Genomic DNA, 26,334 nt, shown 5'->3' on the forward strand with positions numbered 1-26,334 from the left:
ACGCGACTTGCTGTGCCTAGGCTCACAGGGCGTCAGCAACAGCACGCCGAGCCTCGTCCCCCAGGAGGGCCGGCGCCGCTGTCGGCCGACCGGGGCGGGCGGCGGCGGGCATGGCGGGCAGGTCCGCTTCGTCATCTGTGCATCCACGCGGTGAGGAAGGTGAGCAGGGCGATACTCGTGGCGAGGACCGTGATGAAAGTGGAGGCGGCCTTCGTCAGCGCGGTGGGCCAACTGGCCCCGTCCAGGCGGTGCAACAGCCCGGCCGCCCCGGCGAGGACAGCGGCGCACAAGGCGGTGACGGCCAGAATAAGGAAGGCTACGACGGCGGCAAGAGACACGTTTTCTCTTTCGGTTGAATCGGATCGCGCGGTGGAGCGCGGTGTGATGGCAATACCGTGCCGGTGGTGTCGGGTGTCCGGCACGCTGGTCGGACACCCGCACCGTCGGACAGGCATCTGTGCAGGTCAGACTGGTTTTGCGACCTGCTGGGTGTCCGACGGCGAACGACCCTCTGATCTCCGCGCACGCAGTGCGGGAGGGCCGGCACAGCGATGACGGAACGGCAGAAGGACGAAGCGGAGGCGGACTTCCGTGCGCACCTGCTCGCGCTGGGGGAACTGCGGCGGTTGACCAAAGTCTCCTGGCGGGACCTGGCGGGACAGGTCGGCGTGCCAAAGAGCACCCTTGAGTCCTGGCTGCGCGACGGGAAGGTCCCCGACGAAGTCGATCAGGTGAAGAAGACGGCCAGACTGCTGCTGGCCGCGGCTCGCCGCCCCACCGGTGCCTCAACCGCCTCCCTGATGGTCCGCCTTGACCACGTCGACTGGTCGCGTGCACACGCCGCAGTCCAGGCTGCACGCGGCGAGGGGCGAAGCCGGTCGGCTCGCGCCGGGCGGGCACAGCGGGTGCAGCCCCACCGCGACGCACCGCTTCAGCAGTCAGCGCCAGGCCGCACCGTGTCGTCGTGGACCGCGCGACAACTGCGTGTGCATGCCGCGGTGACGGGCGAGCGCCGCCAAAGCGGGCACGGGGAGTTCGTGTTGCCCGCCTACGTGCCGCGCGCACACGATGCACAGGTGCGCGAGTGGTTGGGGCGCCTTGCTCAGGACGGCGGGACGCAGCTGATGGTGCTGCTCGGCGGGTCGTGCACAGGCAAGACGCGCACTGCGTTCGAAGCGGTGCGCGAGGTGGTCCCTGACTGGCAGCTGGTGTACCCGAAGACGGCGCGGGCGGTGGTGGATCTGCTGTCTGGCCCGCCGGTGCCCGCACGAACCGTGGTGTGGCTGGATGATCTGCACCGGCTGCTCGCGGAGCAGGACGGCGAGCAGGCAGCAGTCCTGTTGCGGGAGTTACTTGAGCGGCCGGGTCCGGTTGCGGCGGTGGCGACGATGTGGCCACAGAACTATCAAACGCTCGAGGCCACCCCGTATGGCGGGCAGAATGATCACCATGCTCAGGCACGGGCTCTGCTTGCCTGCGGCTCGATGATGGAGGTGCCCGAGGCGTTCACCGGCCGGGCATGGGAGGAATTCCAGCGGCGGGCTGCCTCGGACGCGTCTTTGTTGGGGGTGGCGGTCGCGGCAGCGGAGGACGGGGCTGTCACCCAGATACTCGCGGCAGGACCGGAGTTGATGGCTCACTGGCAGCGCGCCCCCCATGTCTACGGGAAGGCGGTGATCACCGCGGCTATCGACGCGCGGCGGCTTGGCGTGCGCTCACCACTACCGGAGTCCTTTTTGCGGGAGGCGGCCGCCGGATATCTCACCCCGCGTGAGCGGGCTGACGCCGATCCCACATCCTGGTTCACGCAGGCGCTGGAATACGCTCGCCGCCCGATCAAGCAGGTCACCAGCGCGCTGCTGTCCGTTGCACCGCCTGCCGGAATGGGCGCTGTGCCGGGCATCGTCGATCTGGCGGACTATCTCGAGCAGCATGCCGGTGCCTTGCGCTGGGACCAGGTTCCGCCAGCCACGTTCTTCGAGGCAGCGCATCATCTGTCGGCCGGCGAGGATCTCGAGCGGCTGGCCCTGCACGCGTTCTCACGCAGCCGCTACCGGATTGCACGCGATCTGTATCTGCGGGCCCTTGGCCGGGGCAATGCAGATGCCGTCGAAGGCCTGAGCTTCCACTACACGGAAACCGGTCGCATCCTGGCCCCGCACGGCCGCGAAGAGCTCGCCGAGCTGGCCCGGGCCGTGAACGACGGCGGCTACAGCCTGTGGTATCTCGGCTCCACACTGGCCAGTATCGGGCTCGACACACAGGATCAGGAGATCTGCGTCCTGGCAGCTGACCTGCTGGCCGACTCGGTCACCGCGGGATACACCGACGCCGCATACCCGTTGGCGGACCTGTGGAGGGCCACGGGAATGTATGAGGCAGCCTCCGTGCTGATCGCGCACGCGCGGCAGGCGGAAGCCGACGCCTCCGCCACGCCCGCCCCGCTGCCCACCCTTGCGGTGAAAATCCAGGACGTGCTCGACCAACCGACAGGCAGTGGCAGGCGGGGAATCGAAGCCACACCCGGCGAAATCCGCCTCCTCGCCCACCGGCTCGCCAAAGTACCCACGCTGCTCCCCTGGGACTGGCAAAGCCGTCTGGCCGAACTCGGCGAGACAGACCTCGTCGAGAAGCTGCTGCACGCGCTGATCGAGACCGACTCGCACTCCGCGCTCTCCAGGCTCGAGCGGTTCCTGGACGAGCAGGGCAGGGGCGAAGAAGCGGCATCACTACTGCCCACTGCCGCGGAGAACGGCAACGATCACGCTGTCGTCGAACTGGTCTCGCGCTGGTACCGGTCCCAGCCCGAGCAGACACGGTCCCTGCTGGAGCGCTGCTGGCGCACCGGTCGCATCCGGGTCGTGCTGTCAGCTGCGCGTCTGTTGCTGAAACAGCCCTGGCCTGCCGGCCCACGTCTGGCCGAGGAACTCCTCAACCGCCTGGCCCAGGACGGCTCGAGCGCGGCGCAAATGATCCTGGTCACATGGCACTTGGAGCAGTGGCAGCAGAGCAAACCCGCGGCAGGCACGCCCCTGCCGCCGGTCATCCTCACGCTGCTGGAACAGGCGTCCGCGCATGTGACCGAAGCCCGCCGGCTGCTGGGCCAGCACGCGCTGGTCATCGGAGATACGGCCCAGGCAGAGCATTTTTTCCGCAGTGCCATCGACGGAGGCGACTACACCGTGCTGGCCGACCTCGCCCGGCTCCAGCATCCCGACTCCCCGGCCGAGCAGACCCAGTTGACGCGCTGTGGCTTAGAGGCCGACGGCACGACCAGCCCGTCGTGGTAGACCGATCACGTTTCCATCCGACTGGAAGGATCAGCGCCCTCGCTGGCGCCGGGATGCTGCTCATGGCGCTCATCAGCGTGGTCGCCATCATCTCCACCAACACCCTCCATCGACCGTTGAGCTGGTGGGTGAACCACTCCACCCAGCACGCGATGCCCGGCTCGCGGGATCCGGAGAACCAGGACAGTTCCACCGACTACGTGCTCGAGGTCGTCACCACCGACAAAAGCGAGCAGCGCGTCCGCGCGCTGCTGCTGCAGCCCGTCGACCGGCCTGAGTACACGCTGCGGGCCTTCCGCCCGGGCAAGAGCCCACAGATGAGGCCTCCTTGCCGGGGTATCGGCCGAACGCGGCGGCGACACCGACCGGTTGCAACTCGCGGTGCAGCGCATCAGTCTGGACCCGAAACTGACCTCGAGCCGGTGGTGGCCAGCTGAGACCAACGACTAACGGCTTCTGCCTGCCCCGCGCCGGCGCCCCTGCCGGACCGGCCGGCGCCCGTGTCATCCCCACTCCCCCGGCACAGTGACGGCAGCAACGGTCAGCCACTCATGAACACGCTGGCGCGCCTGCAGTGGCGGGATTCTGTGAATTCTGGTTGGCCGGCGTGCGGGATGTGGGTAGGTCCAAGTGGTCTGATGAATCACCTGACGGGAGTTCCATGCACCGCGCCCGCCGCCTGATGGTCCTGGCTTGCTCCGGCTTGCTGCTGACCGCAACCGCCTGCACCCACCCCGGGTCCTCCACTGGGGACGCCAAGGTCTCTGCGGCGAGCTCCGGCTGGTCCGAGAGCAAGGGTGGCAGCGGGCTGTCCCTGACCGAGAAAGTCGGGAAGCTGAAGGTGGCCCGCGAGTCCCGGGCGGGGTATGAGCGGGAGAAGTTCAAGCTGTGGGTCGACGAGGACCACGATGGCTGCGACACCCGCAAGGAAGTCCTCCTGTCCGAAGCGGTCAAGAAGCCTCGGCAGGGCGAGGACTGCAGACTGACCGGCGGCACCTGGCGCTCGTACTACGACGACAAGACCGTCACCGACGCGCGCAAGCTGGACATCGACCACGTCGTCCCCCTTGCCGAGGGATGGGACTCGGGCGCCTCGACGTGGACCGCGGAACGGCGGGAGGCCTACGCCAACGACCTCGACGCCGAGCGCTCACTGGTCGCGGTCAGCCTCAGCTCCAACCGCGCCAAAGGCGACCGAGACCCCGCCGAATGGCTCCCGCCGGCCACAGACGCGCTCTGCACCTACGCCACCGACTGGGTCGCCACCAAACTCCGCTGGAACCTCAGCGCCGACCGCGCCGAGATCAAAGCACTCCACAAGATCGCCAAAGGATGTAAGGACGCGACCGTGACGTACACACCCGCACCCTGAGGTCCCGCTCGACGGCGCGCCGCCCGATCAACAGCTGGGCGGCCATCTCCTGGCAGGCTGTGAGGCCTCGTCGTCATCCCCCTGGGGGATCTGCGTGATATCCACGTCGCTGATACGAGCCATGCGGTGGTGTCGGCAACTGACCCCGAGGACTCCCTACCCTAGTGTCGCGTCGGGCCGGGGCCAGCAACCGGCCCTGGTTCTTTTCATTCTGACATGTTGTCGCCAAGCTCGCTCTCACCTCGGACAATACCCGGGTTCTTGTCAGGAAGGCACTATCCGGAGTTCAGATCCGCGGCGTTCGACTGGCACAGTCCCGTTATGCGTATCTCCACCAAGGGCTCCGTCGCTCTCATCGGGAGCTTCCGGCAGCACTACCCCGAAGTCCGGGCGGCCGCCCGGACCTTCACGGACGCCGGACTGACCGTGAAAAGCCCGCCGATCTGCCGGATCGTCGACCGTGAGCGTGAGTTCGTGCGCTTCGAGTCCGACCCTCCGGAGGCCTCGGACCACGACCTCCAGGCGGCGACCATGGAGAAGATCTTCACCTCGGACCTGGTGTACGTCGTGAATCCCGGCGGATACATCGGCCGCACCACCGCGTACGAACTCGGGTGCGTCCACGAACGCGGCATGGCCGTCTACTACGCGGAGCCACCGAAGGACCTGCCCATCGCCGTCCCTGAGGGAACAATCGTCGATGCGCGCCGCTTGGTGGAGATCATCGCCGGGAGCGATCCGGGACCCGCTCCAGTCAGGCGGCCACGGGTCTCGGCGCAGCCGACGGCCGACATCGTGATCTTCACGATCGGCTCGGAACAACTGCGGGTCCTGCTCGTGCGGCGCGGCAAAAAGCCGTATCGCGGGATGCTCGCCCTGCCCGGCGGGTTCGTTCGGCCGGGAGAGTCTTTGGAGGGTACGGCGAAGCGGGAACTCCGGGAGGAGACCGGGCTGAATGGCTCCGGGGTCCGGCTGGAACAACTACACACGTACTCCCGTCCGGAGCGTGATCCCCGGGGCCGCATCATCTCGACCGCCTTTCTAGCGGTCATGCCGGATCCGCCGGAGGTGACCGGTGCGAGCGACGCTCGCGAGGCCGACTGGGTCGAGGTCGAGGAATCGCTGTGGGGCCCCAACAGCAGCCTTGCCTTCGACCACGGCGAGATCCTCCGGCACGGGCTCGAGCACACCCGGACCCGGCTGGAACACACCACGGTCGCGACCGCCTTCTGTGACGACCTCTTCACCATCACTGACCTGCGCAAGGTCTACGAAGCGGTGTGGGGATACGAGCTCAATCCGGGGAACTTCCACCGCAAGGTCGTGGAGGAGACCGCGGGTTTCGTGGTCAGAACCGACAAAGTGCGCAGGTCAGGGCCCGGGAAGCCGCCTGCCCTGTTCCGCCGGGGCACGGCGGACCTGTTGTACCCGCCGATGATGCGCGGCCGCCGCGCCCCCTAGGACACCGCGGCCCCGGACTGAGCGAGAGCCGAGGCCGCGGCCGGAACACACCATGCAGTGGTGTGGAGAACACCGACGCTCACCCGACCTTGTGGAAGAGGCGATCTGGTGAGCATCCATCCTCAGGAAGGACAACACCATGCTGTCACTTTCTTCTTCCGGCGCCGGCGATTTCTCCTCCTCCTGGACCTGGGGGGCGGTGATTGCCCTCGCCGCGCTGGTCGTCAGTACCTGGCTCGTCGTCAACCACCGCCACCGCGACCAGACCGTCCAGTGGCACCAGCCCGACTACGACACGGCGCGCGATGCGCTCCTCGTGCTGAACCGACTGTCGCTCACGACGGCCGTCGAGGGCGTCACGGCCGAGCTGCGCGAGCTGGTCGACGTGGTCAGCAGGCTCAGGATCGCCGAACAGCGTTCCCCGGACCTGCCGTTCGGCGTGATCGTCGCGGAGTTGGAGGGCTATCGGGCGAACGTACTGCCGCAGAACCACGCCGCCAAGCTCGCCGGGGACGAGAGCCTGCTGGACGACTACCTTGCTCTCGCCCGCGTGCAGGGCATCCGGCTCCAAGCCGCGCGCACCGCGATCGTCCGCGTACAGCGGAAGATCGAGAAGCGGATACGTAATTAGGGTCATTAGCGGATCTTCGCGGGAGTAGGAGCGGCGTTCGGTGCGGCGAGAGAGCGTGCCAGGCATCGCGACACCGCGGAGATCCTTCAGAAGGGCCCTAGACGACCCGTACCCCAAGTTCAAGCCCGGTCGGGGCTGATCGATTCGCCATCCCTGTCGAAGGCTGGCGGCATGAACATGCGTCGCTGGTCTTCGCGTGCATACCCGGAGCGGCCGCGTGGGCAGGCATTCCCCTATGTCGACGTACGTGCCCTCTCCTGATGAAGTCGCCGCCGCACAGACCCCGAAGGGCGGCTGGACGAAGAGGCAGCTCGCCGAGTGGGGTGTCCCGTGGCCGCCGCCGCAGGGTTGGCGCAAGCACCTTGAGGCGCAGTGGCGAGGCGAAGACGTGCCGCCGCTGGAGAATCCGCAGACCCCCGGAACAGCTTCTGATCAGGACACGTTGTTCTGAGCCGGCGCCCGGGCGAGCTGCGTCGCCAGTTCACCGCCCCGGTCGGCGTGTGCTCCGGGAGGCTGAGCGGCGGTCAATCGGGCGTGGGCCGGCCCTCGGCGCGTTGCGGTGACTTCGGGCCGTTTGTGCGTGGGTCAGGTCAGGCGGCCCAGCCGATGGAGGAGACGTGGGTGTAGATGGTCAGGATTCTGCGCGGCAGTTCGCCCTCAGCATGGATGGACGTCCGACCCAGGCCTGGTGCTGCATCGCGACGAATGATCCTTGGCGGCGGCGACCTTTCAGCACGCCGACGCGCGTTCTGCCCTCCACCACCTGGAGACCACTCTCCGATGGGTCGAGCAGCCTTCGGTCGATCAAGATGGGCGGACGCTTCCACGTCCCGAGTGTTTCCCAGCATCGAGCGACACCCTCGTGAATCCCGGCATGTCGAACCCGAACCCAGTGATCCGGGTTGGCGGCGTACTCGTCGATGCAGCCGTTGTCGGACGCTCCGGTCGGCATCCTCGAGCCGATCAACCTTCAGTACCCGCCAGCTTTCTGCGCGCCCGTCTACCGCACGTGGCGCTTGGTTATCGATCGACTCATCTCAGCCGAGGATGAACGCCCTGACGGCCCTGCCCGGGCAGGCGCCGCGTGCATGGAGCTCAAGGCGCTCGCACCCGGCATAAGGCCCGCGATGAGGTAGCAGGAGACGTGGGGCGATCCGTCGACCGGTGTGACCGCGCATGCCCGACGGCTCCCTGAAGTCCGCGTCGGTGCCCGCGGGGGCAACGGTTTCCGGACGCCTTCTGACACTCGGTGTATCGACGGAACTATTTCGTCCATCGGACTTCCTGTGCAATCTGGTTCGTACCCCAGATCAGCACTCCTTCCATCCGCCACGGACACCGGAGGACCATATGAAGCTGAAAAGTCGCCTCGCGACCGCCGGAGCCACCGCAGCCCTTGCGATCGGCGTCGCTCAGGCGCCTGCCGGCGCCGTCGAGGCCGGCATCCAATACGAGGTCAGTGGAGTAAGCGACTTGGAGTGTGCCGAGGCATCTGGGGACTACGTCTACAGCCTCATTGAAAACACCGCCGATCGGTACCGCGCCTCGTACAACATCGGTGTCAGCACCACCGGCAGGTGCAGCAGTTCGGTGATCGCCCACCTCCGCATCCAGTACAGGGAGTGGATCGGCACCGGCTGGGACGACACCCCTTATGCCTGGAAGACCATCGCCACGAGTAACGGTAACGACTGGGCCCACGACAGCCTCTACCAGGTCAAGGATGTCCATTTCGCCGTCTGCGAATACACATCGAGCAAGGGCAACTACAACTGCAATTACGTGAAGTGACCGTCTCCCCCGGCCGCTTCGAGGGCACCACCCCGTTCCCGAAGGAAGGACCTCGGCTACCGGGCCCTGACCGACTGACCAGCCACCTCCTGGCGGGGAAGGGCCGTCCGTCCGGGCTCACTCCGGCGCGTCGACCGGGCCGAGGAAACCGGGACTTCAGCGAAGGCCCCAGCCGCTGCTGAGAGCGGCTGGGGCCAATCGCCTGACCAGGGCATTCAGGCGGCTCTCACGTGCTGATGGTGGTCGTCTCGTGAGCCAGGCGCGCCGCGGTGGTCCGAGCGGCTATTGCCTGTGGCCCACTGGCGGTAGGCGTCAGCACGGTCCCACGCGTCCTCCCAGGCGCCGGTGGGCGCGCGGGAGACGCCGCACGCCTCCACAAAGTGGATCAGCAGCCTCTTCGCGGGCATCCGCTCCCCGCGGAGTACCGCCCCCACGGTGCTGTGCGGCAGGAGTGTCACTCCGTGGGAGATCGCCCTGTCCTCCAGTTCCCGCAAGGACAGGCCGCCAGCCTCGAGCTGCATGGCGCGCATCGACTGGAGCAGCTGCGCCGGGGTGTGGATGAATTCCGGACGGAGGACCGGCTCGCCGCGGATACCCGGCGAGGCTGAGCGGAGGGAGCGGCGCTGCTCTGTGGCAGCGGCCCACATCCGGCGAGCCTGCTCCAGGTCGCCACCGCAGGCAGTGGCGAAGGCCTCGACGACGGGCCAGCGCGGCACGGTGGTACCGCGGGCGGCCCGCCAGAGCGTGGCCGGTGCGAAGCCGGCTGTAGGTGTCTTGTGCGCCATCTGCTGGTAGGTCAGTCCCGCCTGTTGGCGCAGTGACCGCAGCCACTGCGCCAGCTCGGCGGCGAGATCGGCCTCCGCGGGGGCGCTCGGGGTGCGCCCCATTCCGGTTCTCCTTCTACAGGGTCCGGGAACGGGGCGCGAGGGCCGCGATAGTGCGGCGCAGGAGCTCCACCGCGAGGAGACCACCGGCGGTGATGGTGGTGATGACCGTCTCCAGCGGCATCCGGCAGGCCACCATCACGGCAGTGACGAGCACGACCACGATCACGACGGCCACGGCAGGGGCCGGCAGCGGCGTGCTGCCGGCCCGGCCGGGGCCCTCCACACACAGCGGGTGAACCGGAATCTGGTTGTTCAAATTCTTCTCCCTCGGCTCGTTGCCACCCGACTCGGCCCCGGCACGGGATCCGCTGCGTTGCAGCGCAGCGAACGCGGGACCTCAGCGAAATGGTCGGCCGTCAAGGGACGCGGCGACAAGGCGTAAATGGGCTTCCATTTCACCTTGTCCCAGCTGGAGTTGAAACACCATCAGGCAGGCCTGCAGGTCACCGGATGCTTCGGTACCACCGATGCGGGGTTCGGCACCTGCATCTGTCCGACGTAGCGGCCTTGATCAGCATTGCGTGCCCCCCACCCTCGTCTGCTTTTCTGTACTGGTAAGTCGTCACGGCACCGCGCAACTATCCGGAGGGGAGGCGGAGATGACCCCAGCCGTCCACGGGGGAGATCGAGCAGGCCCTCTTTCGCGCCGCCCCGGCCGTGCGCATACGGCGCCCCGCACACGCATGGGCGTGTGACGCCCGGGCCCGAACATTTCACACAAGGCTTCCCCGGCCGTTGCCACTCGACGCAACAGGGGATTCGGTCGTCAGCTGTTGCAGCGGCGACGACCTTTGGTGTGGCCGTCCACGACTCACGGACGGCCACACCGATAAGACTCCACCGTCATTGGTCAGGCACTGGAACAGGCGCCGGTATCCACCGACTCGAGGATGAACAGGCGGCCCGCCACGACCTGCTCACCAGCCAGTAAGACCCCCGCGCCACTCACTAGAAGTCAGCTGATCTCCTCGACGCGCCCGTCTCACCGGCCTCCAGGTCATCCGCACGCTGCCGGACCATCGGCCGTGCGGCTGCCGGTGGCGTCCAGACAACAGCCGCGCCCTGCAAGACGCAGCCGCACCCTCCGGACAGCACCGGCGGAACTACCTGCCGCGAGACCCTCGCAAGCCGAAGCCGTTCCGGGCTGTAAGTACCGACTCGCACGGGGGTGCTCGTACGGGTGATGTGCATACCGCCGGTGAACCGGCCCGGCACCCGCAGCGTCGCATAAAGCATGGACAGTATCGACGAGGTGCATGTGTGCGAGCCGGGCCTGGTGGTCCTGGACATCACAGCCCGGGAGGAGGAGACCGCAGTGGCGGTGATGTCCAGGCTGGATGAGCTGTGGGCGACATCCGGCATCGGACCAGTGCGGCGAGTCGCGGCTGAGCCGGGAGTGCGAGCCCGCCTGTACGCGGACATCCGGCGCCCCGGCTCCTCCGACCCGGTCTAAGCGTCGTGACCTTGGCCCGAAGCGTGCTGGACCAGCCCTGGCCAGTCGACGGCATCGTGGCACGGGGAAGGTCCTTGGGCGCCATGCGTCAGCCGACGGTGTCGTGCTGGGGCAGGCGTGGCGGTGGCCAGGCCGGGTCCACCGCCAGGCGGTCCACGCCACGGCCTCGGCGAACGGGCCCTGGCGTTCCTCGAGCATCGCGATGACTTGGACGCGGGCGGCGTCGACGGCCTGGTGCTGGGCGTCGGTGACGATGCCGAGGCGACGTGCGTGTGCGTACTCATCTTCGTCCTTCCATCGCCGGCCTGTGAGATCGGGTTCGATGAGCAGGTCCAGGGCCAAGTCGAAGGTGTCGAAGCCGCCGTTGGTGCGGGTGATGGGGTGCTCGAAGTTCACGTACCAGTTCCTCAGCTGGTAGGTGCCGCCGGGGCAGGGGGCGAAGAAGGCATTGATGCTGAACCACGCCGTCGGCGGTTTCCACCGCAACAGTTCGGTGTCCTGCCACACGCCGGGAGCAAGCTCCCACTCCCCCGCCGCCATCGCCTCGAACGCTTCCATCCGCACCGCGCGGTCGCTCTCCGTACGCGCTTTGACGTAAAGGACCGGCCAACGGGCTTCGGCCCCTGGACAACAGGCAGTCACCAGCGCCACCCCCGTGTCGGCAACAACCCGAAGCGCCTTCTCAGTCCACACCCGCCCCCGGTAGACATCGCGCCGCACGACTGTCTCACCGGCGTCGAAGTACCGCACTGCCTGTCACCTTCTTCCTGTCCCGTCCGCAGCCGGACGGCAAGCCACACGGGGACTGCTTGCCCAAGCAGCCTTTGCACTTATCCAGTGCCTAGGGCGGTTCGCCGCGCTCGCGATAGCCAATGGGTCGGGCTCCAGGGAGCGCTCTGGCGACGGTACGGGTGGCACTCCTATACCGCACCATGGCTCACCTCGCTGCGGGCAAGCCAGCGTGATGGCAGAGGACAGACGGTGAGCCGTGAACGTCGTGCACGAGCCCACCTCTCTTCTCAAGCAATCTTCGATGCGTCTGTCACGTGTCGCTCTGCCCGGCCCCGGTAGTTGTTGCACCGGATGGTTCAAACAGGAGGGGCGACGCCCATGCGGCTGCACATCAGATCCACCGTTCTCACGCTCGCTGCCGCCATCACGGCTCTGGCCGGTACGGTGGCGCCGGCCTCAGCGGCATCCGTAGGGACGGTCACCACCACGCTGCACGAAGCCATTGCCGCACTGCCCGTTGCGGCGGAAGACCGCACCGGATACGAACGCATCGCCTTCAAGCACTGGGTGGACGCGGACACAGACGGCTGCAACACACGTGCCGAGGTCCTGCTCGCCGAGGCGATCGAACCGCCCACGGTCACCGGCCGGTGCACCATCAGCGGCGGCATCTGGCACTCGTACTACGACGACACCGACGTGCAAGGCGCCCGCAGCCTGGACATCGACCACATGGTGCCACTCGCCGAAGCCTGGGACAGCGGCGCCTCCACCTGGTCCGCGCAGAAACGCCAGGACTACGCCAACGACCTCGGCGACACCAGGTCCCTGGCCGCGGTGAGTGCTCGAGAGAACCGCTCCAAGGCCGATCAGGACCCCAACCAGTGGCTTCCCTCCAACCCTGGAGCCCACTGCCGGTACATCGAGGAGTGGACCGTGGTGAAGTCCCGCTGGGGCCTGTCGGCGGACCCGGGCGAAGTGACCACGCTCACCGACCTCGCGGACAGCTGCCACGATGCCCGCATCACCTACACACCTGCCCGCTGAAGTCAGTAGCCACGTAGCCATCGCGTAGAGGTACCATCCACCACCAACATGGAAAAGCCCCGGACGAGGGAGCCTGTGGTGGACACTTCTGCCGACAACACCAATCTGAAGTCCCAATATGCGGCGCAGATCACCGCCGACCTCGAACGCAACTCCGCCGACCACGAACGTCTCAGCTCCGAGATCACGGCACTACAGCAGCAGCTGTTGGTGCTGGAAAACAACCGGGCGCTGCTGCTCGGCATGCGGCAGAGCCTTGGCGACGAAGCTACCGGTGACGTTCCGGAGAGCACCGGCGTCAGCGGCTCTGAGAATGGTGCGTCCGCTGCACTGAAGTCCGCGGAGCGGTCGCCGACGCGCAAGCCGAGGAAGAAGACCGACACAGCCAGCGGCAAGCGGAAGGGAACGGAGTCGGGCGGGAACCGCACCAAGCGGGTGCGAGAAGCGGGTGCGCCCACCCTCCGGGACCTTATCCACGGTGACCTCATCCAGCACGGTGAACCGCGCTCCGCGGCCGAGGTCACCGCCGCCCTCACCCAGGCCCTCCCGGACCGCGAGATCAAGGCCACGGTCGTGCGCAGCACGCTCGAGTCACTCGTCGCCAAGGGCGAAGCTCACCGCACCAAGCAGCAGAGGTCCGTCTTGTATTCGGCTGCCGCCCCGGCCGCGGTCGCTGGTGCCGCTGAGCGCAGCGCGGCTTCTGCTTCCTGAGAGCTGTAGGCCGATCGCACAGGGCTCGACAAGCCCCCACCCTCGACGGGAACTTGTGAGGGATGGGCATGCGTAGGGCTGGTGGGCGCCTTCTCCTGCACTGCCCTGCCGCTGATCCACGGCAACACCTCTCACACGTGTGGAGCTGCTCCTCCTTGCCCCGTCGCACTACATCCTTGTCAAAGTCGTGGGTGGGTTGGTGGGTTATGGTGCCCGCATGAGCGGACGGTTCACCGGCTGGCCGGAGCGCGCCATGGACGTGTTGCTGCATCTGGAGGGCGAGCCGTCACGCGAGGTGCGCGAGCAGTACCGCGCGGATCGCGAACGTCTCGTCCGGCAGCCGATGATCGCCCTGCTGAATGATGTGGCGGACGTCGATCCCCGGTACGAGGACTTCTCCGTCTGGCACTACCGCACAAACTCCTGGTGGTGGCAGCGCCAGGGCGCGGTGATCCGGCTCGGCCGCAAGATCGAGATCGGTCTGCGGTCCGACCTGGACGGCCTGCGGATCCAGGGCGCCTGGTGGTACCCCGACCCTGGCCAGGTCACCATGTTCCGCAAGGCCGTCGCCGCCGAGGGAAGCGGCCACGAACTCTCAGCCATCGTCGAGGACTTGAAGGCGAAGGGCTACGACATCTCCGGGGACGTGATGAAGCGCCCCCCACGAGGTTATCCGTCCGACCACTCCCGCACGGTCCTCCTGCGCCACCGCTCACTGATCGCTGCCCAACCCCTCGGCTGCGACGAGTGGCTCCACACTCCTGAAGTGGTCGGCAAGGTCCTCGCGGCCGCCGACGATCTCGACTCCATGCTCACGTGGCTGGTCCGTTATGTGAACAGCTCGCCTGACTCGAGAAGAACCAGTGCCGGCATACACCGCCCGGCAAACTGGCACACGTCGCTGAGAGGAGAGGGAAGCGTACGGGACCCTTTCTCCCCAGGCCGTCACCGAGCTCAGACGCCTGCTCGCACAGGCGGCGTAGAGGGCGCCCTGAGCTCGGCCGGACGCAGCGCTGGCGTGGACGGCTCGGGTCCCGTCGCTGTCCGTCCTCTCCTTCTCGTGTCGCCATCATCAGGGCCTGGCCGTGGCGATGAAGAGCCAGGTGCCGATGGCGGCGTCGGGATCAGGACTGCGGCGGATGTCGGTGTGCTCGCGGTCGAGGCGGTGAGTATCGCCGGAAGCTCGGCTGGCTGCTCATGCCCACGGGTCTGATGTGCCTGCCGGGGTACACCTATGACGGCCATACGGCCTTCCTGTGGTCAGCGGAAAAGCCGCGAGGCGGGGGCCAGGAGGGCCCCGGCGGCCACCATGCCCGCGAGCAGCGGCACGGGTAGGTGGGCGCCTGGCGTGTACTTCAGGTGGTTGAGGTTGTATCCGGCTCCGAGCAACCAGAGCAGACTGCCGACTATGATCAGCAGGTAGTTGTCCCTTTCGCGGAGAATGCGCATTCCTGCCCAGAGCAGCAGCGGCATCACGAGTAAGATCCCCAGTACGAATGTGACCAGGTGGATTTCGTCGGGTATCCATGAGTCGTCGGAGTTTGCGCGGCTCTGGGCCCGTGCGGCGGCGTAACCGGCGCTGAGGATGAGGTGGCATACGAGTACCGCCACAGCCGTGACTGCCGCTCCCTTGAGGGGCTGTACCGCTCGGGACATGTTTTATTCCACGCTTTCCATAGGCCGTGGGGTCCTGCGTACGGTACGCAGGACCCCACGGTTTCCACATGATCAGTTGTTACTCGTCCTTGAGTGTCTTCTCAAGGGAGTCGGCGTACAGGCGGGCACCCGCCGGCTTGGGATGGAACGACTGCATGGACGGCTCGGGCAGGTCGTTGTCCGCCTTCGCCTGGCCGGATATCACGATGCCATGCACCGACTCCGGATCGCCACAGATCGCTTTGCCGGTGAACACTCCGCGCGGGTCGGAGAACACCGCCTTGGCTTTGTACTGTGAGTTGGCGTCGTCTACTGCGCCCTTCATCTCGTCGGCGAGGATGTCGGCGACGCTGTTGAGCCATTTACCCTCAACGTTCTCCATGCCGAGGACGCACGAACCGTTGTCCTCCAGAAGCCTGGGGTAGCCCATGAGGACGATCTCGGCGTTGGGGGCCTTGTCGTGGATCGTCTTCAACGTTGCGGTGATGCGTGGCCGGATCTGTTCGTGGAGCCACTTCGGCGCCCATTCTTCCAGCCGTCCGGTGTCGCCACCGGTCTTCTCGCCGTTGTCCGGGTTGATGTTGTCCAGCGACTCGGCCTGGCAGTTCCATATGGTGGACAGGACGCACTTCTTGACGATGTCGGTGAACCGGGCGTCGTTGCCGCCGACGGACAGGGTGACCAGGCTGGTGTTCTGGTCGAGGTAGCCCTGCTTGAGTTGTGCGAGTTCGCTGCTCCTGCCTGTGTTGAGGATATTGAAGGTACGGGCGCCGGAGCAGGCGATGAAGTGGTAGTCCATGTTGGCGTCCAGGCTGTCGGCCAGCGCGCCGATGGACTTGCTGTAGCCCGGCAGGGTTGCCTGACGCGACCAGGCGATCTTGGATCTGTGGCAGGAGTTCTTCGACTTCGGTTCCGTCTTGTCGTAGTAGTCCGACTCGGCGTAGTAGTCCTTGCCGCCCGGCTCGGTCGCACCCTCACCTGAGGAGTACGAGTCGCCCATCGCGACGACGAAGTTCTTCGGCTTCGCGGACAGCGGCTGGAATGCCACGGAGTCCCAGGCGATGTCCTCATCTCCGGTGCCGTCTTGGGTGTCGCTGTCCAGCGAGACCGTTGGGGTGCCGGTGAAGTTGAACACGCCCAGGTCGACCCACTTGTTCTCCAGCACTCGCTGGGGGTGTACCCGGTAGGGGCTGGTCGAGTCGGTACCGCCGATCAGATAGGTGGCCTGACGGGTGTGGGCGCCGTGGTCGGGCATGTGGGCGTAGACGCGCATCCAGCCGCGCTTGGAGGAGTTCAGGGTCCAGGTGCCCTTGACGTACAGGCGCCCGCCGTCTTTGTCGTCGATCTTGGATCGGGTGTGGGCGAACCAGAAGTGGTTGCCGTTTCCCGCGCCGATCTGGTGCATGTCGATCCGGCCTGAAGCCGTGGCGAAGTCGAGGGCGAATGAGCCCTGTGAGGAGACCGCGCCGCACCGGCTCGAGGATCCCGCCGGGACTGTGCCGTTGGGCAGGTCGTCCACGATCAGCGCCCCGGCAGGGAGGCCGGTGTTGCAGCGTGGCGGATAGGAGTTCGCATCCGGCTGCTCGGGATAGGTGTCATCGAACCGGTGGATGGGGTTGCCGCACTCCGCGTTCTTGCAGTCTTTCCACGAGGCGGGCTCGTGGTACCAGCACTTCAGATACAGCGGGTTCTTGCTGGCATCCGGGTCGCCGGGTACGTCGCCGGGCAACGTGCAGGGGCCCTTGCCGGTGTCGTTGGACGCGCCAGTGCCGATTTTGAACTGATCGCAGTTGTTGGAGTCGTTGCAGAACTGTCCGAGAGGTGGCTTCGCCCGGGTGCGGGCTTCGGTGGTGTTCCACCAAGCGGCGCGGTATCCGGGCTGGAAGTCACCGGGAGCGAACATGGCCGAGATCGGGCGTGCGGCCCAGCCGATGACCTTCTCCTCGTACGGCCAGTCCTGGGGGTGCGAGGCGTGCGAGTAGTCGTCCTTGCCGCCGCCTGCTTCCAGGAACGGGGGGCGGTTGGCCTTCCACAGCGGGTTGGCGGGGTTGTTCGTCCAGCCCACGCCCCATTTCCCGGAGTTGCTGCCTGCCGTCGACTTGGGGTAGTAGCCGGCGTTGTAGGCCCACAGCGCGTAGAACCAGTTCTCGATGTACTTGGGGTCACCGCCGTTGATGGTGAGTCCGTCGGCGCGGGTATCGTTCCATTTCTCGATCAGGATGTTCACGCCCGCTGCGATGTTCGCGGAGTAGTCCAGGGCGACGGCCTCCTGCTGCACGGTCGTCTTGGGCTTCTCGTGATCCTTCTCCTTGCCGTGCATGCGCATGCCGTCGGTGACCTGGGTGACACCGTAACCGCAGTCGGCGTCAGCGAAGTTGATCGCCCATGGGTCCTTCTGATCGCCGCTGGCCGAGTACTTGATGCCGTAGTAGTTACCGATCAACGCGTTGCCCGTCACGCCCGGAACCACGGTGCGGGCGGCCTGCCACATGTTCGACTCCTGCGCGGTGACGCCGAGCATCACCTGCGCGGGAACGTGCCAGTCCGCCCCCGAGCCGCCCTTGAGCGTGGTGAGGGGGAACAGCGTCTGCGGCGCGTAGGCGGCCATGCCGGTGTTCTTCCAGTTTGCCGCGCGCGTGGCTCCCTTGTTGAGCTTGCCGACGACAGCCTGGTCCACTGCCCACTCGATCTGGCGCGGGGTGGGCTGGAACGCCTGCTTCTGCGCGTTGCCGCGTGGCACGGAGCAGTAGCGGTCCGGCTCGTCGGTCCCGCCGATCCGCTGTCGCCTGTCGGAGCCCGCGGCTGCGAGCACGGGGGAGGTTTCATTGCCCGCACGTGCCGACTTCGCTCCGCCGATTCGGTCGCCCGGAATGGCGTCCAGAACCGCAGTCCTGCCAGTGTCCAGTGTCTTCAGGGTGGTGCGGACGGTCCGCTCGGTCAGTGCCTCCTCGGGCCTGATGCGGGAGTCCTTCCCGTCTGCCCAGCGCGAGGTGACAGCTGCCTGTCCGCGGCTGGAGACGAGGGCGTCCTTGGCCAGACCGCCTGGGTTGTGCAGCGTCTTGGCGGCACGGCCGGTAGAGGTCGCCTTGCCGGTGACGTACACCTGCCCCGCGGGAGTTGCGGACAGGTCGAATTCCATCAGCCGGCCCTTGGCGAGGGAGGACGGCTCAGTCTTCGCGGCGCCGTTGCGCAGTTCCTCCGCCGTCACTCGGGAGACGGTCGCCGTGTCGTCCGCGGCCGCGCGCGCACTCTTGAGGGCCTTGGCATCGCGTGGCGTACGGTCGATGAAGGTGACGCCGCCGTCGGCGTCGGCCTTGAGCTCGAACGGGGTTGCCTTCGTGGTGGCGACCTCACGCACCGTGTCGCCGTTCACCTTGACGATGTGGTTACCGCGTGCCGCAGCGATGCCGCCGCTGACGGGGATGGCGGAGGTGACCTGGCCGGGCACGGTAGTTTTGGTCTCCACCTTGCCGGTGGCGGCGTCGACGGTGACCAGGCGGGTCTTCTCGCTCTTCGCCGAGTCGTCCGTCAGTGCGGTGAACACCGCATCATCCCCGTGACCGCAGCCAGGAGAGAAGTAGCCGAGAGTTGCCTGGAAGGGCAGTTTGGTGATCGTTCCGCTGTCCAGGTCGACGACCGCGGTGAACGCACCGCGCGTCATCATCTCGGGCTTGTTCGTGAAAGTACGCGGCGCGTAGGCGACGGCGGCGTACTTTCCGGAGGCGGTCACGCAGGCGTTGCCGATCCATGTGTCCGTGTCGAACCCGGTCTCCGACAGCGAAGCGGCGGTCCGCCAGCGGTAGCCGTCCTTCTCCACAGCGGTCAGGAGATGGAATCCGGTTCCGTCTCCCGAGGTCGTCCACGCTGTGTCATTCGACGTTCGGTAGTTCTTGCCGAGTGTCGCGGTTCGGTCCTTGACCGGGACCGACTGTGGCCGGTCTCCCGGCCTGGCACTGTCCGCATCGTCCGCGGCAGGGTTGCTCCAGCCGTTGGCGGCGTTCCGCGGAACGGCCGGGCCGTCGGCCGCGAACGCCTGGGCAGTGGTGGCGCCGGCGACGAGTGCCAGGGTGACGGCTGTGGTCACCGATAAGCGAGCACGTCTGCGTCTACTTCGTCTCATGCTTCAACTCCATACGTATGGATGCTTTACCGTCCCCGTGTCTTTCCACGCGCGGCCACGGATGGTGGCTGGGAGGAACACTGATCAAGGCGTCTACCGTTTTTCGGTTCGCCTGACGGGGCATTGGGAGAATCCGTCCGAGGTCCTGGACGACTGGTTGGACGGTTTTCTGCGGACTCGCGACGTAGGTGAGCGTGCAGGCATGCCCCACTCATGCATGTATACACGGTGGGACATGGTGGAGATACCGACGCGGCGACTCCCGCGTCTTATTGACGCGGGAGTCGCCTCGGTATCAGCGGAGATGCTTTGACTTGGTGCTCTTTACGATGGTCACCTGGGGGTTCTTCGGAACCGGGCTCCCAGAATCCCGTGCGGTGAGTTCGGCGGGCCACGAAGTCCCGGGATACAGGCCGACCGCTTCGCTCTTCATGCGAACCGTCGCATCAAAGCCATGATCGCCGGTAACGCGGACGGCGACTTCGTAGAACGCACGTTGATCGCCACGATTGGTGATCTTTATCGGCACCGTTAAAGCGGATCCGCTGCGTACGGGCTTGAAGACCGTCACATCCCCCTGCCTCGTCACAGGATGGCTGAAGTGCTCGCCTTCCTTGGGCTCCCCCGGCGTGACCGGAACGCCGCTTGGAGCCGCAGCGGCCCGTTCTTTGCCTGCCTCCTCTTGGGCTCTCTGCTCAGCCGTCTGAGGAGTGGGGGAGCTTCCTGCCGCTGATGCGGAAGGGTCGCCAGCGCCCGATGAGGAAGGTGATTCTGGGGCGTTCAAGGCCCTTGAGGGCGGTGCCGTGGCAGCGCTCGAGTCATCCCCATCGGCGCCGCACGCAGTGGTGAGGACGCCGGCTGACAACATCAGCACGGTGAGAGTGAGTGCCGAACCGCGTGCTCCCGGCCGACGGCGCGTGAGGGCGGAGTGTTGTGCCGGTGTGTGCATGTTTCCGTTCCACTGCTAGGCAACGTGACTTGGACCTGATTATCGTGCGGTCGACGCACAATTCTCGTGCGCAGGGTCAATTCTCAGCCGCAGAAGGGGCCGCGTACCGCGTCGATGATCGCCACGCCGCTGCTGTTCTTCATGATCGCAGTGATCTCGGGACAGTTGTTCATGCGTACCGGACCGGCGTACTGAGTGAAGTTTCCCTCATCGGTGTCGCACCTGGGGCTGGACACCTTGTTCTCGCAGATCTTGAGCTTCATGTACCTGGCGCCCTCGAGGTTGTTGTCGAAGAGCGCACAGGCGTAGTTGCTCGGTCCGGTACCACCCTTGACATAGCTGAAAAGGGTCCCGAACCTCCGATCGTCAGGCAGCAGATCGACGCTGTAGAGCTCGTAGCCCGATCCGCAGAGAACGGCCATCGCTTGGACCTTCTCGGGATTTTGCGCAGCGATTGCACGCGTGGTGGCGTCGGCCTGAGCCGAAACCTTGACGCTGGGCTGCGACGTGTCAGCGGCCACTGCTTGCGGGGCAATCAGCCCCAGGGCAGCAATCGAAACCGCTGCTACAGCGGCGCCTAAGCCAGACCTCCGGCTGCTGGTCATACGTGTCCCCTCCCATGAAGTGAAACAGAATCAGGACTGCGCGAAGAAAACTCGCTTGAACCCCCCGGTTCAGACGCGCGGCAGCCCTTGAAGGCGGGCCTGAGACTACGGATCGAATGAGATTCCGAAAAGACTGGCGACCGACGACCACCCACGCCAGCCCGCCTTTTGGTGACCTACGGTAACGACACCTGCCCCCGCGAGGTCCACCGCAACAAATCACCTCAGCAGATGAGGTCTAAACCACTACCAACAGTCACTCTGTGTCCTTCGTCACAAACGGCATCGTCTGCAGTCAGGCATCACTCTTCACCGAGATGTAGCGCTAGCTGGGCTGCTGCGATGACGTGTCCGCCTTGCACTATTGACGACGCGGTCAGCGAGATCCGCCGCCCCGATCGGCTCAAGAGCGCGGTCCAGCTCCAGGGGCGCGTCGGTTACCGGGACCGCGGGCATGTGCCTCCGCAGCCGACGCAGCGGGGTCACCACTGTGCCGTCGGCCCGGAACGGAGTAGTCAGCAAGCACCATGCCCAGCCGACGGGCATGCGCCTGCGGTACCTGGTCGGAGAGCACCGGCGCGATGGAGCCTCCCGGTCCTCTGATCGGAATTCATCCGCACCCCGGCGCAGTTGCTCCAGGCGGTGCATGCCATGCAGCTTGAGGCCGACGGCCTCTCCTCGCATCGACGTGAGGTTGTGGAGTTCCTCTATGGCGATCGCCTGGTTCTGATACGGCATGCGTGCCGACTAGGGTCTATGCCGTCTGCTGGCCTGCTGTGAGAGGTATCTGATGTCTGAGCCTGCCTCGGATCCTTCCGTGGCTCATTTTGGGACGGATGGGATGCGCCGGTTCAGCGTTTCCGGTGTGTATGGGGCCCGGCTGCCCGAGGCTGTCCTCGAGAGGCTTGAAGGCTCGGGTGTGCCGTTGCACGTTGCCCCGTACTTCACAGCCGCCAGCCCGTCAGACGCCATCTCCCTCGCCGTCTTCGCCGGCCACCACAATCTGCCTGCGCCGTCTGCCGAGATGGAGGGGTGGGTGCGGATCGGGACGGACGGCTATGCCCAGCTGTGCGTGCGGCCTGATGGCGCCGTGCAGGCAGTGCTTCTCGGACATGACGAGGAGGATGTGTTCGTCAGTTCTGACGTTGCCGCGTTCACTGCGGCGCTTGCGGTGCTTGATCGCCGGATGCCGGTGATCGCCGCCTCCCCTGGGCTGGGGGTGGCCGCAGCGGCCTTTCGGGAGCTGAACGCGGAGTTGCGCCAGCTCGATGATGCCGCGTTCGTGGAGCGCGAGAGCTGGTGGCGGCGGGTCCTGGACGATGTGCGGCACACTCTCAACTTCCCGTTCTCGTCGGCGTTCGAGTACATCGACGCTGCGGGCGGAAAGCAGATCGTGACGGACGCGACCGGGCCGGGGCGTGCCCATCCGGAGGAGTTGGTGTGGCAGCGCCTGTCCGCCGAGGGCGTTGCTCCCGAGCAGGTGCGCCGGGTGTACTGCGAGCTGGCGCCGTGCATGATGCCGGGGCACTATTGCGCGGTGTGGCTGCAGCGTACTTTTCCGCATGCGGAATTCACGCACAGCTTTGACTACGGCTCCGACGCGGATTCGCGTGAGGAGGGTCTCAGGGGGCTGATCACGTTCGCCGCCCAGCAGGCAGAGCGTCAGTGAACGACCAGAAGTGGGAGCGTCCTGCGGCCGGGCGGGAGCCGGCGGCGGCTGCTTTGCTGGCGTGGCTGGCCGACCCGGCGGCACCTCGGATGTGCCTGGTCACGGGGAGCACTGGCTGCGGTAAGTCCGCCTTGCTGGCCTGGTTGGTGGCGCATGGATCGCGTCCCGGTACGCCGCCGGAGCGCCGGGTGCACGCGGTGGTCCCGTTGCAGGGCCTTGGGGTGCGAGGGGCAGTGTGGATGCTGGCTGATCAGCTGGGGGTGGTCGCACGCGCTCCCGGGGAGTTGGTGGCAGCTCTGGCAGCCGACGAGCGGGCGGTCACGATCGTATTGCCGGATCTGGATGGTTCCGCGGCCCCTGAGGAACTTGGCGATCTCGCGGTGGCGCTGGTGGGGCTTGGGCACGTACGTCTGCTGGTCGAAGCGGTCAGCGGCAGTCCCGCGGCCCTACGGTTGGGCTCGCGCGCGCCTGCCGTGATGGACCTCGATCATGGTCAGTGGACCGATCTTGAGCGCTTGGCGGCCTGGCGGGCCGCTATGCCCATGACCGCACCGTCTCCGGAGCCGGACGCGGAAGCCACTGAGGGAGGAAGCCAGCCGGATTTAGATGATCCCGCCCAGGTCATCAGCGGAGACCCGCTGAAGGTGACCACCTGGTACGAGACCAGCTACACGGATCACGCAGGGCTGCGTACCGCCTGGCTGCGCGCCGGCCAGTCCCTCAGCAACGAGTCACGCCCACCCCACCGTGCACTGGTCCTCCAGGCTGCCCTCGGTGACAGGGCCGACCCGCGGCTGTCAGAGGATCTGTCGGCGCTTGCTGCCGACGCTCCCTGGCGCATGGTCTGGAGCCGGGTCAGCGGCGATGTCAGCCCTCCGTGGCCCGGTCCCGCCTTCGCGCTGGCGGCTGGGCACGGAGTGCCTTGAGGGCGAGCTCCTGGTGGCCGACCATAAGGGTGTCGTGCGCAGGATCAGCGCGGCTGACGGGAGCCCCTCAGGCCGCCTGCCGCGGCCCATTCCTTCGGCGGGCACGCTGACCACGCTGCCGGACGGGACGGTGCTCGCGCTGGACCGGCAGGGCCATCTGGACGTTGAGCGCGTCCCTTCGGCACCGAGGCCCTCGGGGATCGAGGCCTTTTTGTCCAGTAAGCCAACGCCTGTCGAGCAGTTGGCCGAGACGGCGCGGGAGCATCTGTCCCGGCATCCCGGCCGCGCCCTGGGAGCATCCTTCACGTGCCTGGCTGCTGGTGACAGCACCGGCTCCGTCCATGCTTTCGGTCCGCAGAGCACGGTGCCTCAGCCCTGTGTGGCCTCTCTGCATCGGGGGCCGGTGACTGCACTGGCCGTCCTTGAGCTGGGGGTGTCCGAGGGCGAGGAAGCTGTGCCGTTGCTGTACAGCGGCGGGGTGGATGGCCTGGTGCGTGCCTGGTCCCCCGGCAGAGAGCCGCTGGATTCTCCTGTTGCCGCCCGGCCGTTTCCGGTCACGGCGTTGACTGCCACGCGGACCTCTGGCGGAGCCGTACTGGCCATCGCGTGGGCGGATGGCCTGGTTGAGTACCACGTTCCGGGCTCCGGGCAGGTGCGTACTTTCCGTCCCGGCCCGCCGGTCCTTTCGCTCGCGGCAACTGCCGCTGGTCAGCTGGTGGTTGGCACTGACGAGATGGTCGTGTGTCTGCGTCCCGTTGGTGTGGGAGCAGGGGCTTGATCTGCGCGGTAGTTGCTTGACGCCATGTCATTTATATGACAAGTGTGGGCTGGTTGGCTTTACGGGGGGACCAGGACGTGGGGAAGAAGCTGCCCGACGACCTCGTCGAGGTGCTCGACCTCGTCGGCGTCGCATGGCCCAATATCGACGAAGACGAAGTCCGCGACACCGCGAAGGACTACCGCCACCTGGCCGACGGCATCCGCGATGTCATCGTGGAAGGCAACAAGGCCTGTTCCCACCTCGTCGCCGGCCGCAGCAAGGGCAAGACCGTCGACGCCATCGACCGGCGCTGGGGCAAGCTGACCACCAAGGACCTGTCCACGTTCGTCAAAGCGCTCGACGCTCTCGCCGACGCTCTCGACGACTGCGCGGGTTTCATCGAAGGCTGCAAGATCGCGTGCATCGCCGAACTGAGCGCCACCGCTGCGACCGCTACCGCAGGCATCATCGGCATGTTCTTCACCGCCGGCCTGAGCGGCCTGCTCAGCGCCGGCGCCATCGCCGCCTGCCGCCTGGCCCTGCACGAGGCAATCAACCACGCCATCTCCGAGATCGCCTCGATCGTCACCGACAAGATCGAGCTGGTAATCCTCGACAAGATCGAGGCCCTGTTCACCGATCAGCTCGACGCCCACGACGACAACGACCTCTCCCGCTACGCCGCCGGCAGCGCCGATATGGCGCAGGACCTGGTCATCGAGTTCGACGAGTTCGAGAAGGCCTCAGGCGGCTACGACGAGACCAAGCGCAACTTCGACAAGAAGAAGAGCCTTCACAAGACGGGCGGATCCAAGCGCCGCAGCTCGGTGAAGAAAGACAGCCGCTTCCACAAGCTGGCCACCGTGATGGACAAGGCCGAGGACGCCGTCGACAAGAAGGCCGACGAGACCGTCCACGTCCTGGAGAAGCACGGCGGCAAGATCGACGAGAGCAAGAAGGGGCACAAGAAGAACGACGAGAAGACCAAAGAGGAAATCGACAGGTGCAGGGGCGATAACGACACGCGCATGTACCTGCTCAGTACCGACGGAACCGTCCAGCGTCTGGACGCCGACGGCGATCTGCACCGCCTCGACAGCACCGACAAGGACCGTCTCGGCGGCATCCTCGACAACGGCAAGGTGTGGCGTCCCCAAACACGGCGCGATCAAGACGACACCAAAGTTCCCAACACCCACACCGGGAAGGTCCGCTCCACCAAGGTCGACCCCTACACGGACGAACTCGGGCAGACCACCCAAGCCGCCCGTTATGCGCGTAACGACTACAGCGGGAACAATTACGCCGCAGGCCGCTACATCGACCCTGACGGCAAAGGAGAGAGCATCCTCGTCGGCTACAGCGAGAAGAGCATGCACTCCGAACGCTCCATCGGCTATCCCCTCCTGCACAACGGGAAGCAATCAGGCCTCAAAGAAGTCTTCACCGAACGCGAGCCCTGTCAGCTCAAACCCAGCTGCGACCGGTGGCTGGACCGTCACTTCCCGCAGGCCAAGACGGTGCATCACACGAACGACTACGACCAGACCGTCCCCCGGCATCGCCGTGACCTGGAGCACCAGAAATATATGGAGGAGCTCCAGAAAGCCCACGGCCGCTAGTATCGGCCTCCACTCCCCCGTAACGAAACACACTGAGGTCCCCGCATGAGCTTCGCTGTCTCCCCGGACGAACTCATCAGCACGTTCGGCTTGTCGGGCGTCGTGTACTTCCCGCGCTACGAGTCACCGCACAACCGCCTCAACACACGGACCGCCAGCTTCCTCAGCAGCGTCGGCCTCCCGGATGAGGAGTGGTTCAAGTCCAAGGCCAGCGTCGGCCAGGACGAGTCGGTCAGCCTGGCCGAGTGGTTCGGACCTGAGGACGGCACCCTGCCCAAGGAGTGCCAGGCATGGCTGGTACTCGGCTACTTCTCCGCCTCCGTCATCGCCCTCGACCCCGAGAACGGCAAGGTGTACGCATTCGGCGAGGGTGAACCCCTGGACTCCTACACACAGCTCCACCGCGACGTCGAGTCCCTCGTCTACGCCCTGCACCTGTTCAAAAAGTTCGACGAACAAGAGCGGGATGACGACGCCGACATCGAAGAGCAAGCCGACCAGCTGCGAGCGCAGATCGAAGCCTTCGACACACTGCCGTTTGAAAACGAGCAATCACAGTGGAACCTCATCCTCGACGAGGTCATCGAAGGCATCTGGTAGACAGACACTGGAACCACCCCGCTGCTGGGCGGCGAACCGTGCGCTGGGGGGG

General features: G+C 66.4%; 23 protein-coding genes and 1 pseudogene. 16 read left to right on the forward strand and 8 right to left on the reverse strand.

What is annotated here, in order from left to right; translation table 11 throughout:
- Positions 1-131: 131 nt before the first annotated feature.
- Positions 132-338 carry a hypothetical protein gene (locus J8403_RS00095; RefSeq protein WP_211121241.1) on the reverse strand — a complete coding sequence of 69 codons (207 nt, stop codon included), beginning with the start codon at positions 336-338 and terminating at the stop codon, positions 132-134.
- Between the two features lie 213 nt (positions 339-551).
- On the opposite strand from J8403_RS00095, the gene J8403_RS00100 reads away from it, so the two are divergent.
- From J8403_RS00100 to J8403_RS00130, 7 genes are all read left to right on the forward strand, one after another.
- Positions 552-3,290, forward strand: coding sequence for a hypothetical protein (locus tag J8403_RS00100; protein WP_211121242.1), 2,739 nt, complete (start codon positions 552-554; stop codon positions 3,288-3,290).
- A gap of 62 nt (positions 3,291-3,352) precedes the next feature.
- The gene (locus J8403_RS00105) at positions 3,353-3,727 is read left to right on the forward strand and encodes a hypothetical protein (protein WP_211121243.1); all 375 of its coding nucleotides are present in this window, start codon (positions 3,353-3,355) and stop codon (positions 3,725-3,727) included.
- A gap of 224 nt (positions 3,728-3,951) precedes the next feature.
- Positions 3,952-4,662, forward strand: a complete 711-nt coding sequence (locus tag J8403_RS00110; RefSeq protein WP_211121244.1) for an HNH endonuclease family protein — start codon at positions 3,952-3,954, stop codon at positions 4,660-4,662.
- A gap of 216 nt (positions 4,663-4,878) precedes the next feature.
- Positions 4,879-6,123 carry an NUDIX hydrolase gene (locus J8403_RS44520; RefSeq protein WP_308295215.1) on the forward strand — a complete coding sequence of 415 codons (1,245 nt, stop codon included), beginning with the start codon at positions 4,879-4,881 and terminating at the stop codon, positions 6,121-6,123.
- 139 nt (positions 6,124-6,262) lie between these two features.
- The gene (locus J8403_RS00120; protein WP_211121245.1) at positions 6,263-6,754 is read left to right on the forward strand and encodes a hypothetical protein; all 492 of its coding nucleotides are present in this window, start codon (positions 6,263-6,265) and stop codon (positions 6,752-6,754) included.
- Positions 6,755-6,989: 235 nt separating this feature from the next.
- Positions 6,990-7,205 carry a hypothetical protein gene (locus J8403_RS00125; protein ID WP_211121246.1) on the forward strand — a complete coding sequence of 72 codons (216 nt, stop codon included), beginning with the start codon at positions 6,990-6,992 and terminating at the stop codon, positions 7,203-7,205.
- 899 nt (positions 7,206-8,104) lie between these two features.
- Entirely contained in the window at positions 8,105-8,545 is a 441-nt protein-coding gene (locus J8403_RS00130) for a hypothetical protein (protein WP_211121247.1), read from the forward strand.
- Positions 8,546-8,760: 215 nt separating this feature from the next.
- On the opposite strand, the gene J8403_RS00135 is transcribed toward J8403_RS00130, so the two are convergent.
- Together J8403_RS00135 and J8403_RS00140 are read right to left on the reverse strand one after the other, a co-directional pair.
- Positions 8,761-9,432 (reverse strand): helix-turn-helix domain-containing protein, encoded by a 672-nt coding sequence (locus tag J8403_RS00135; protein WP_211121248.1) that lies wholly within the window; start codon positions 9,430-9,432, stop codon positions 8,761-8,763.
- Between the two features lie 13 nt (positions 9,433-9,445).
- Positions 9,446-9,688: a hypothetical protein gene (locus J8403_RS00140; RefSeq protein WP_211121249.1), complete on the reverse strand. Its 243-nt coding sequence runs from the start codon at positions 9,686-9,688 to the stop codon at positions 9,446-9,448.
- Positions 9,689-10,666: 978 nt separating this feature from the next.
- Here J8403_RS00140 and J8403_RS00145 point away from each other — a divergent pair.
- Complete coding sequence (locus J8403_RS00145) at positions 10,667-10,885, forward strand: DUF6207 family protein (RefSeq protein WP_211121250.1); 219 nt, start codon at positions 10,667-10,669, stop codon at positions 10,883-10,885.
- Positions 10,886-11,125: 240 nt separating this feature from the next.
- Here J8403_RS00145 and J8403_RS43265 read toward each other — a convergent pair.
- A pseudogene (locus J8403_RS43265) lies at positions 11,126-11,443 on the reverse strand (ribonuclease FAU-1 family protein); the annotation flags it as partial.
- Positions 11,444-11,995: 552 nt separating this feature from the next.
- Between J8403_RS43265 and J8403_RS00155 the strand changes: the two are divergent.
- The 3 genes from J8403_RS00155 to J8403_RS00165 all read left to right on the forward strand — a co-directional run bounded on the left by J8403_RS00155 (position 11,996) and on the right by J8403_RS00165 (position 14,588).
- The gene (locus J8403_RS00155) at positions 11,996-12,664 is read left to right on the forward strand and encodes an HNH endonuclease family protein (RefSeq protein WP_211121251.1); all 669 of its coding nucleotides are present in this window, start codon (positions 11,996-11,998) and stop codon (positions 12,662-12,664) included.
- Positions 12,665-12,742: 78 nt separating this feature from the next.
- Complete coding sequence (locus tag J8403_RS00160) at positions 12,743-13,375, forward strand: hypothetical protein (protein WP_237510411.1); 633 nt, start codon at positions 12,743-12,745, stop codon at positions 13,373-13,375.
- A 217-nt stretch (positions 13,376-13,592) separates the two neighbouring features.
- Positions 13,593-14,588: a DUF2461 family protein gene (locus J8403_RS00165; RefSeq protein WP_246585605.1), complete on the forward strand. Its 996-nt coding sequence runs from the start codon at positions 13,593-13,595 to the stop codon at positions 14,586-14,588.
- Between the two features lie 47 nt (positions 14,589-14,635).
- On the opposite strand, the gene J8403_RS00170 is transcribed toward J8403_RS00165, so the two are convergent.
- The 4 genes from J8403_RS00170 to J8403_RS00185 all read right to left on the reverse strand — a co-directional run bounded on the left by J8403_RS00170 (position 14,636) and on the right by J8403_RS00185 (position 20,705).
- The gene (locus tag J8403_RS00170; RefSeq protein WP_211121253.1) at positions 14,636-14,848 is read right to left on the reverse strand and encodes a hypothetical protein; all 213 of its coding nucleotides are present in this window, start codon (positions 14,846-14,848) and stop codon (positions 14,636-14,638) included.
- A gap of 262 nt (positions 14,849-15,110) precedes the next feature.
- The gene (locus J8403_RS00175) at positions 15,111-19,151 is read right to left on the reverse strand and encodes a GDSL-type esterase/lipase family protein (RefSeq protein WP_211121254.1); all 4,041 of its coding nucleotides are present in this window, start codon (positions 19,149-19,151) and stop codon (positions 15,111-15,113) included.
- A gap of 295 nt (positions 19,152-19,446) precedes the next feature.
- Positions 19,447-19,722 carry a hypothetical protein gene (locus J8403_RS00180; protein ID WP_211121255.1) on the reverse strand — a complete coding sequence of 92 codons (276 nt, stop codon included), beginning with the start codon at positions 19,720-19,722 and terminating at the stop codon, positions 19,447-19,449.
- A gap of 461 nt (positions 19,723-20,183) precedes the next feature.
- The gene (locus tag J8403_RS00185; RefSeq protein WP_211121256.1) at positions 20,184-20,705 is read right to left on the reverse strand and encodes a hypothetical protein; all 522 of its coding nucleotides are present in this window, start codon (positions 20,703-20,705) and stop codon (positions 20,184-20,186) included.
- A 790-nt stretch (positions 20,706-21,495) separates the two neighbouring features.
- Here J8403_RS00185 and J8403_RS00190 point away from each other — a divergent pair.
- The 5 genes from J8403_RS00190 to J8403_RS00205 all read left to right on the forward strand — a co-directional run bounded on the left by J8403_RS00190 (position 21,496) and on the right by J8403_RS00205 (position 26,282).
- On the forward strand, positions 21,496-22,374 hold the full coding sequence (locus tag J8403_RS00190) for a nucleic acid/nucleotide deaminase domain-containing protein (RefSeq protein WP_211121257.1): 879 nt from the start codon (positions 21,496-21,498) through the stop codon (positions 22,372-22,374).
- A gap of 239 nt (positions 22,375-22,613) precedes the next feature.
- Positions 22,614-23,300 carry a hypothetical protein gene (locus J8403_RS43270; protein ID WP_246585606.1) on the forward strand — a complete coding sequence of 229 codons (687 nt, stop codon included), beginning with the start codon at positions 22,614-22,616 and terminating at the stop codon, positions 23,298-23,300.
- 13 nt (positions 23,301-23,313) lie between these two features.
- A complete protein-coding gene (locus J8403_RS43275; RefSeq protein ID WP_246585607.1) occupies positions 23,314-24,078 on the forward strand; it encodes a WD40 repeat domain-containing protein in 765 nt (254 codons plus the stop codon).
- Between the two features lie 77 nt (positions 24,079-24,155).
- The gene (locus J8403_RS00200) at positions 24,156-25,682 is read left to right on the forward strand and encodes a nucleic acid/nucleotide deaminase domain-containing protein (RefSeq protein WP_211121258.1); all 1,527 of its coding nucleotides are present in this window, start codon (positions 24,156-24,158) and stop codon (positions 25,680-25,682) included.
- Between the two features lie 45 nt (positions 25,683-25,727).
- The gene (locus J8403_RS00205) at positions 25,728-26,282 is read left to right on the forward strand and encodes an SUKH-4 family immunity protein (RefSeq protein WP_211121259.1); all 555 of its coding nucleotides are present in this window, start codon (positions 25,728-25,730) and stop codon (positions 26,280-26,282) included.
- The last annotated feature ends 52 nt before the right edge of the window (positions 26,283-26,334 follow it).

This window comes from Streptomyces yatensis, assembly GCF_018069625.1.
GTDB classification, from domain to species: Bacteria; Actinomycetota; Actinomycetes; order Streptomycetales; family Streptomycetaceae; genus Streptomyces; species Streptomyces yatensis.

Bases quoted from the DNA above. Each gene is read 5' to 3' on its own strand.
- J8403_RS00100 (WP_211121242.1), top strand. From the start codon at position 552: ATGACGGAACGGCAGAAGGACGAAGCGGAGGCGGACTTCCGTGCGCAC.
- J8403_RS00105 (WP_211121243.1), top strand. From the start codon at position 3,353: ATGGCGCTCATCAGCGTGGTCGCCATCATCTCCACCAACACCCTCCAT.
- J8403_RS00110 (WP_211121244.1), top strand. From the start codon at position 3,952: ATGCACCGCGCCCGCCGCCTGATGGTCCTGGCTTGCTCCGGCTTGCTG.
- J8403_RS44520 (WP_308295215.1), top strand. From the start codon at position 4,879: ATGTTGTCGCCAAGCTCGCTCTCACCTCGGACAATACCCGGGTTCTTG.
- J8403_RS00120 (WP_211121245.1), top strand. From the start codon at position 6,263: ATGCTGTCACTTTCTTCTTCCGGCGCCGGCGATTTCTCCTCCTCCTGG.
- J8403_RS00125 (WP_211121246.1), top strand. From the start codon at position 6,990: ATGTCGACGTACGTGCCCTCTCCTGATGAAGTCGCCGCCGCACAGACC.
- J8403_RS00130 (WP_211121247.1), top strand. From the start codon at position 8,105: ATGAAGCTGAAAAGTCGCCTCGCGACCGCCGGAGCCACCGCAGCCCTT.
- J8403_RS00135 (WP_211121248.1), bottom strand. From the start codon at position 9,432: ATGGGGCGCACCCCGAGCGCCCCCGCGGAGGCCGATCTCGCCGCCGAG.
- J8403_RS00145 (WP_211121250.1), top strand. From the start codon at position 10,667: ATGGACAGTATCGACGAGGTGCATGTGTGCGAGCCGGGCCTGGTGGTC.
- J8403_RS00155 (WP_211121251.1), top strand. From the start codon at position 11,996: ATGCGGCTGCACATCAGATCCACCGTTCTCACGCTCGCTGCCGCCATC.
- J8403_RS00165 (WP_246585605.1), top strand. From the start codon at position 13,593: ATGAGCGGACGGTTCACCGGCTGGCCGGAGCGCGCCATGGACGTGTTG.
- J8403_RS00170 (WP_211121253.1), bottom strand. From the start codon at position 14,848: ATGCCGCTGCTGCTCTGGGCAGGAATGCGCATTCTCCGCGAAAGGGAC.
- J8403_RS00175 (WP_211121254.1), bottom strand. From the start codon at position 19,151: ATGAGACGAAGTAGACGCAGACGTGCTCGCTTATCGGTGACCACAGCC.
- J8403_RS00185 (WP_211121256.1), bottom strand. From the start codon at position 20,705: ATGACCAGCAGCCGGAGGTCTGGCTTAGGCGCCGCTGTAGCAGCGGTT.
- J8403_RS00190 (WP_211121257.1), top strand. From the start codon at position 21,496: ATGTCTGAGCCTGCCTCGGATCCTTCCGTGGCTCATTTTGGGACGGAT.
- J8403_RS43270 (WP_246585606.1), top strand. From the start codon at position 22,614: ATGCTGGCTGATCAGCTGGGGGTGGTCGCACGCGCTCCCGGGGAGTTG.
- J8403_RS00205 (WP_211121259.1), top strand. From the start codon at position 25,728: ATGAGCTTCGCTGTCTCCCCGGACGAACTCATCAGCACGTTCGGCTTG.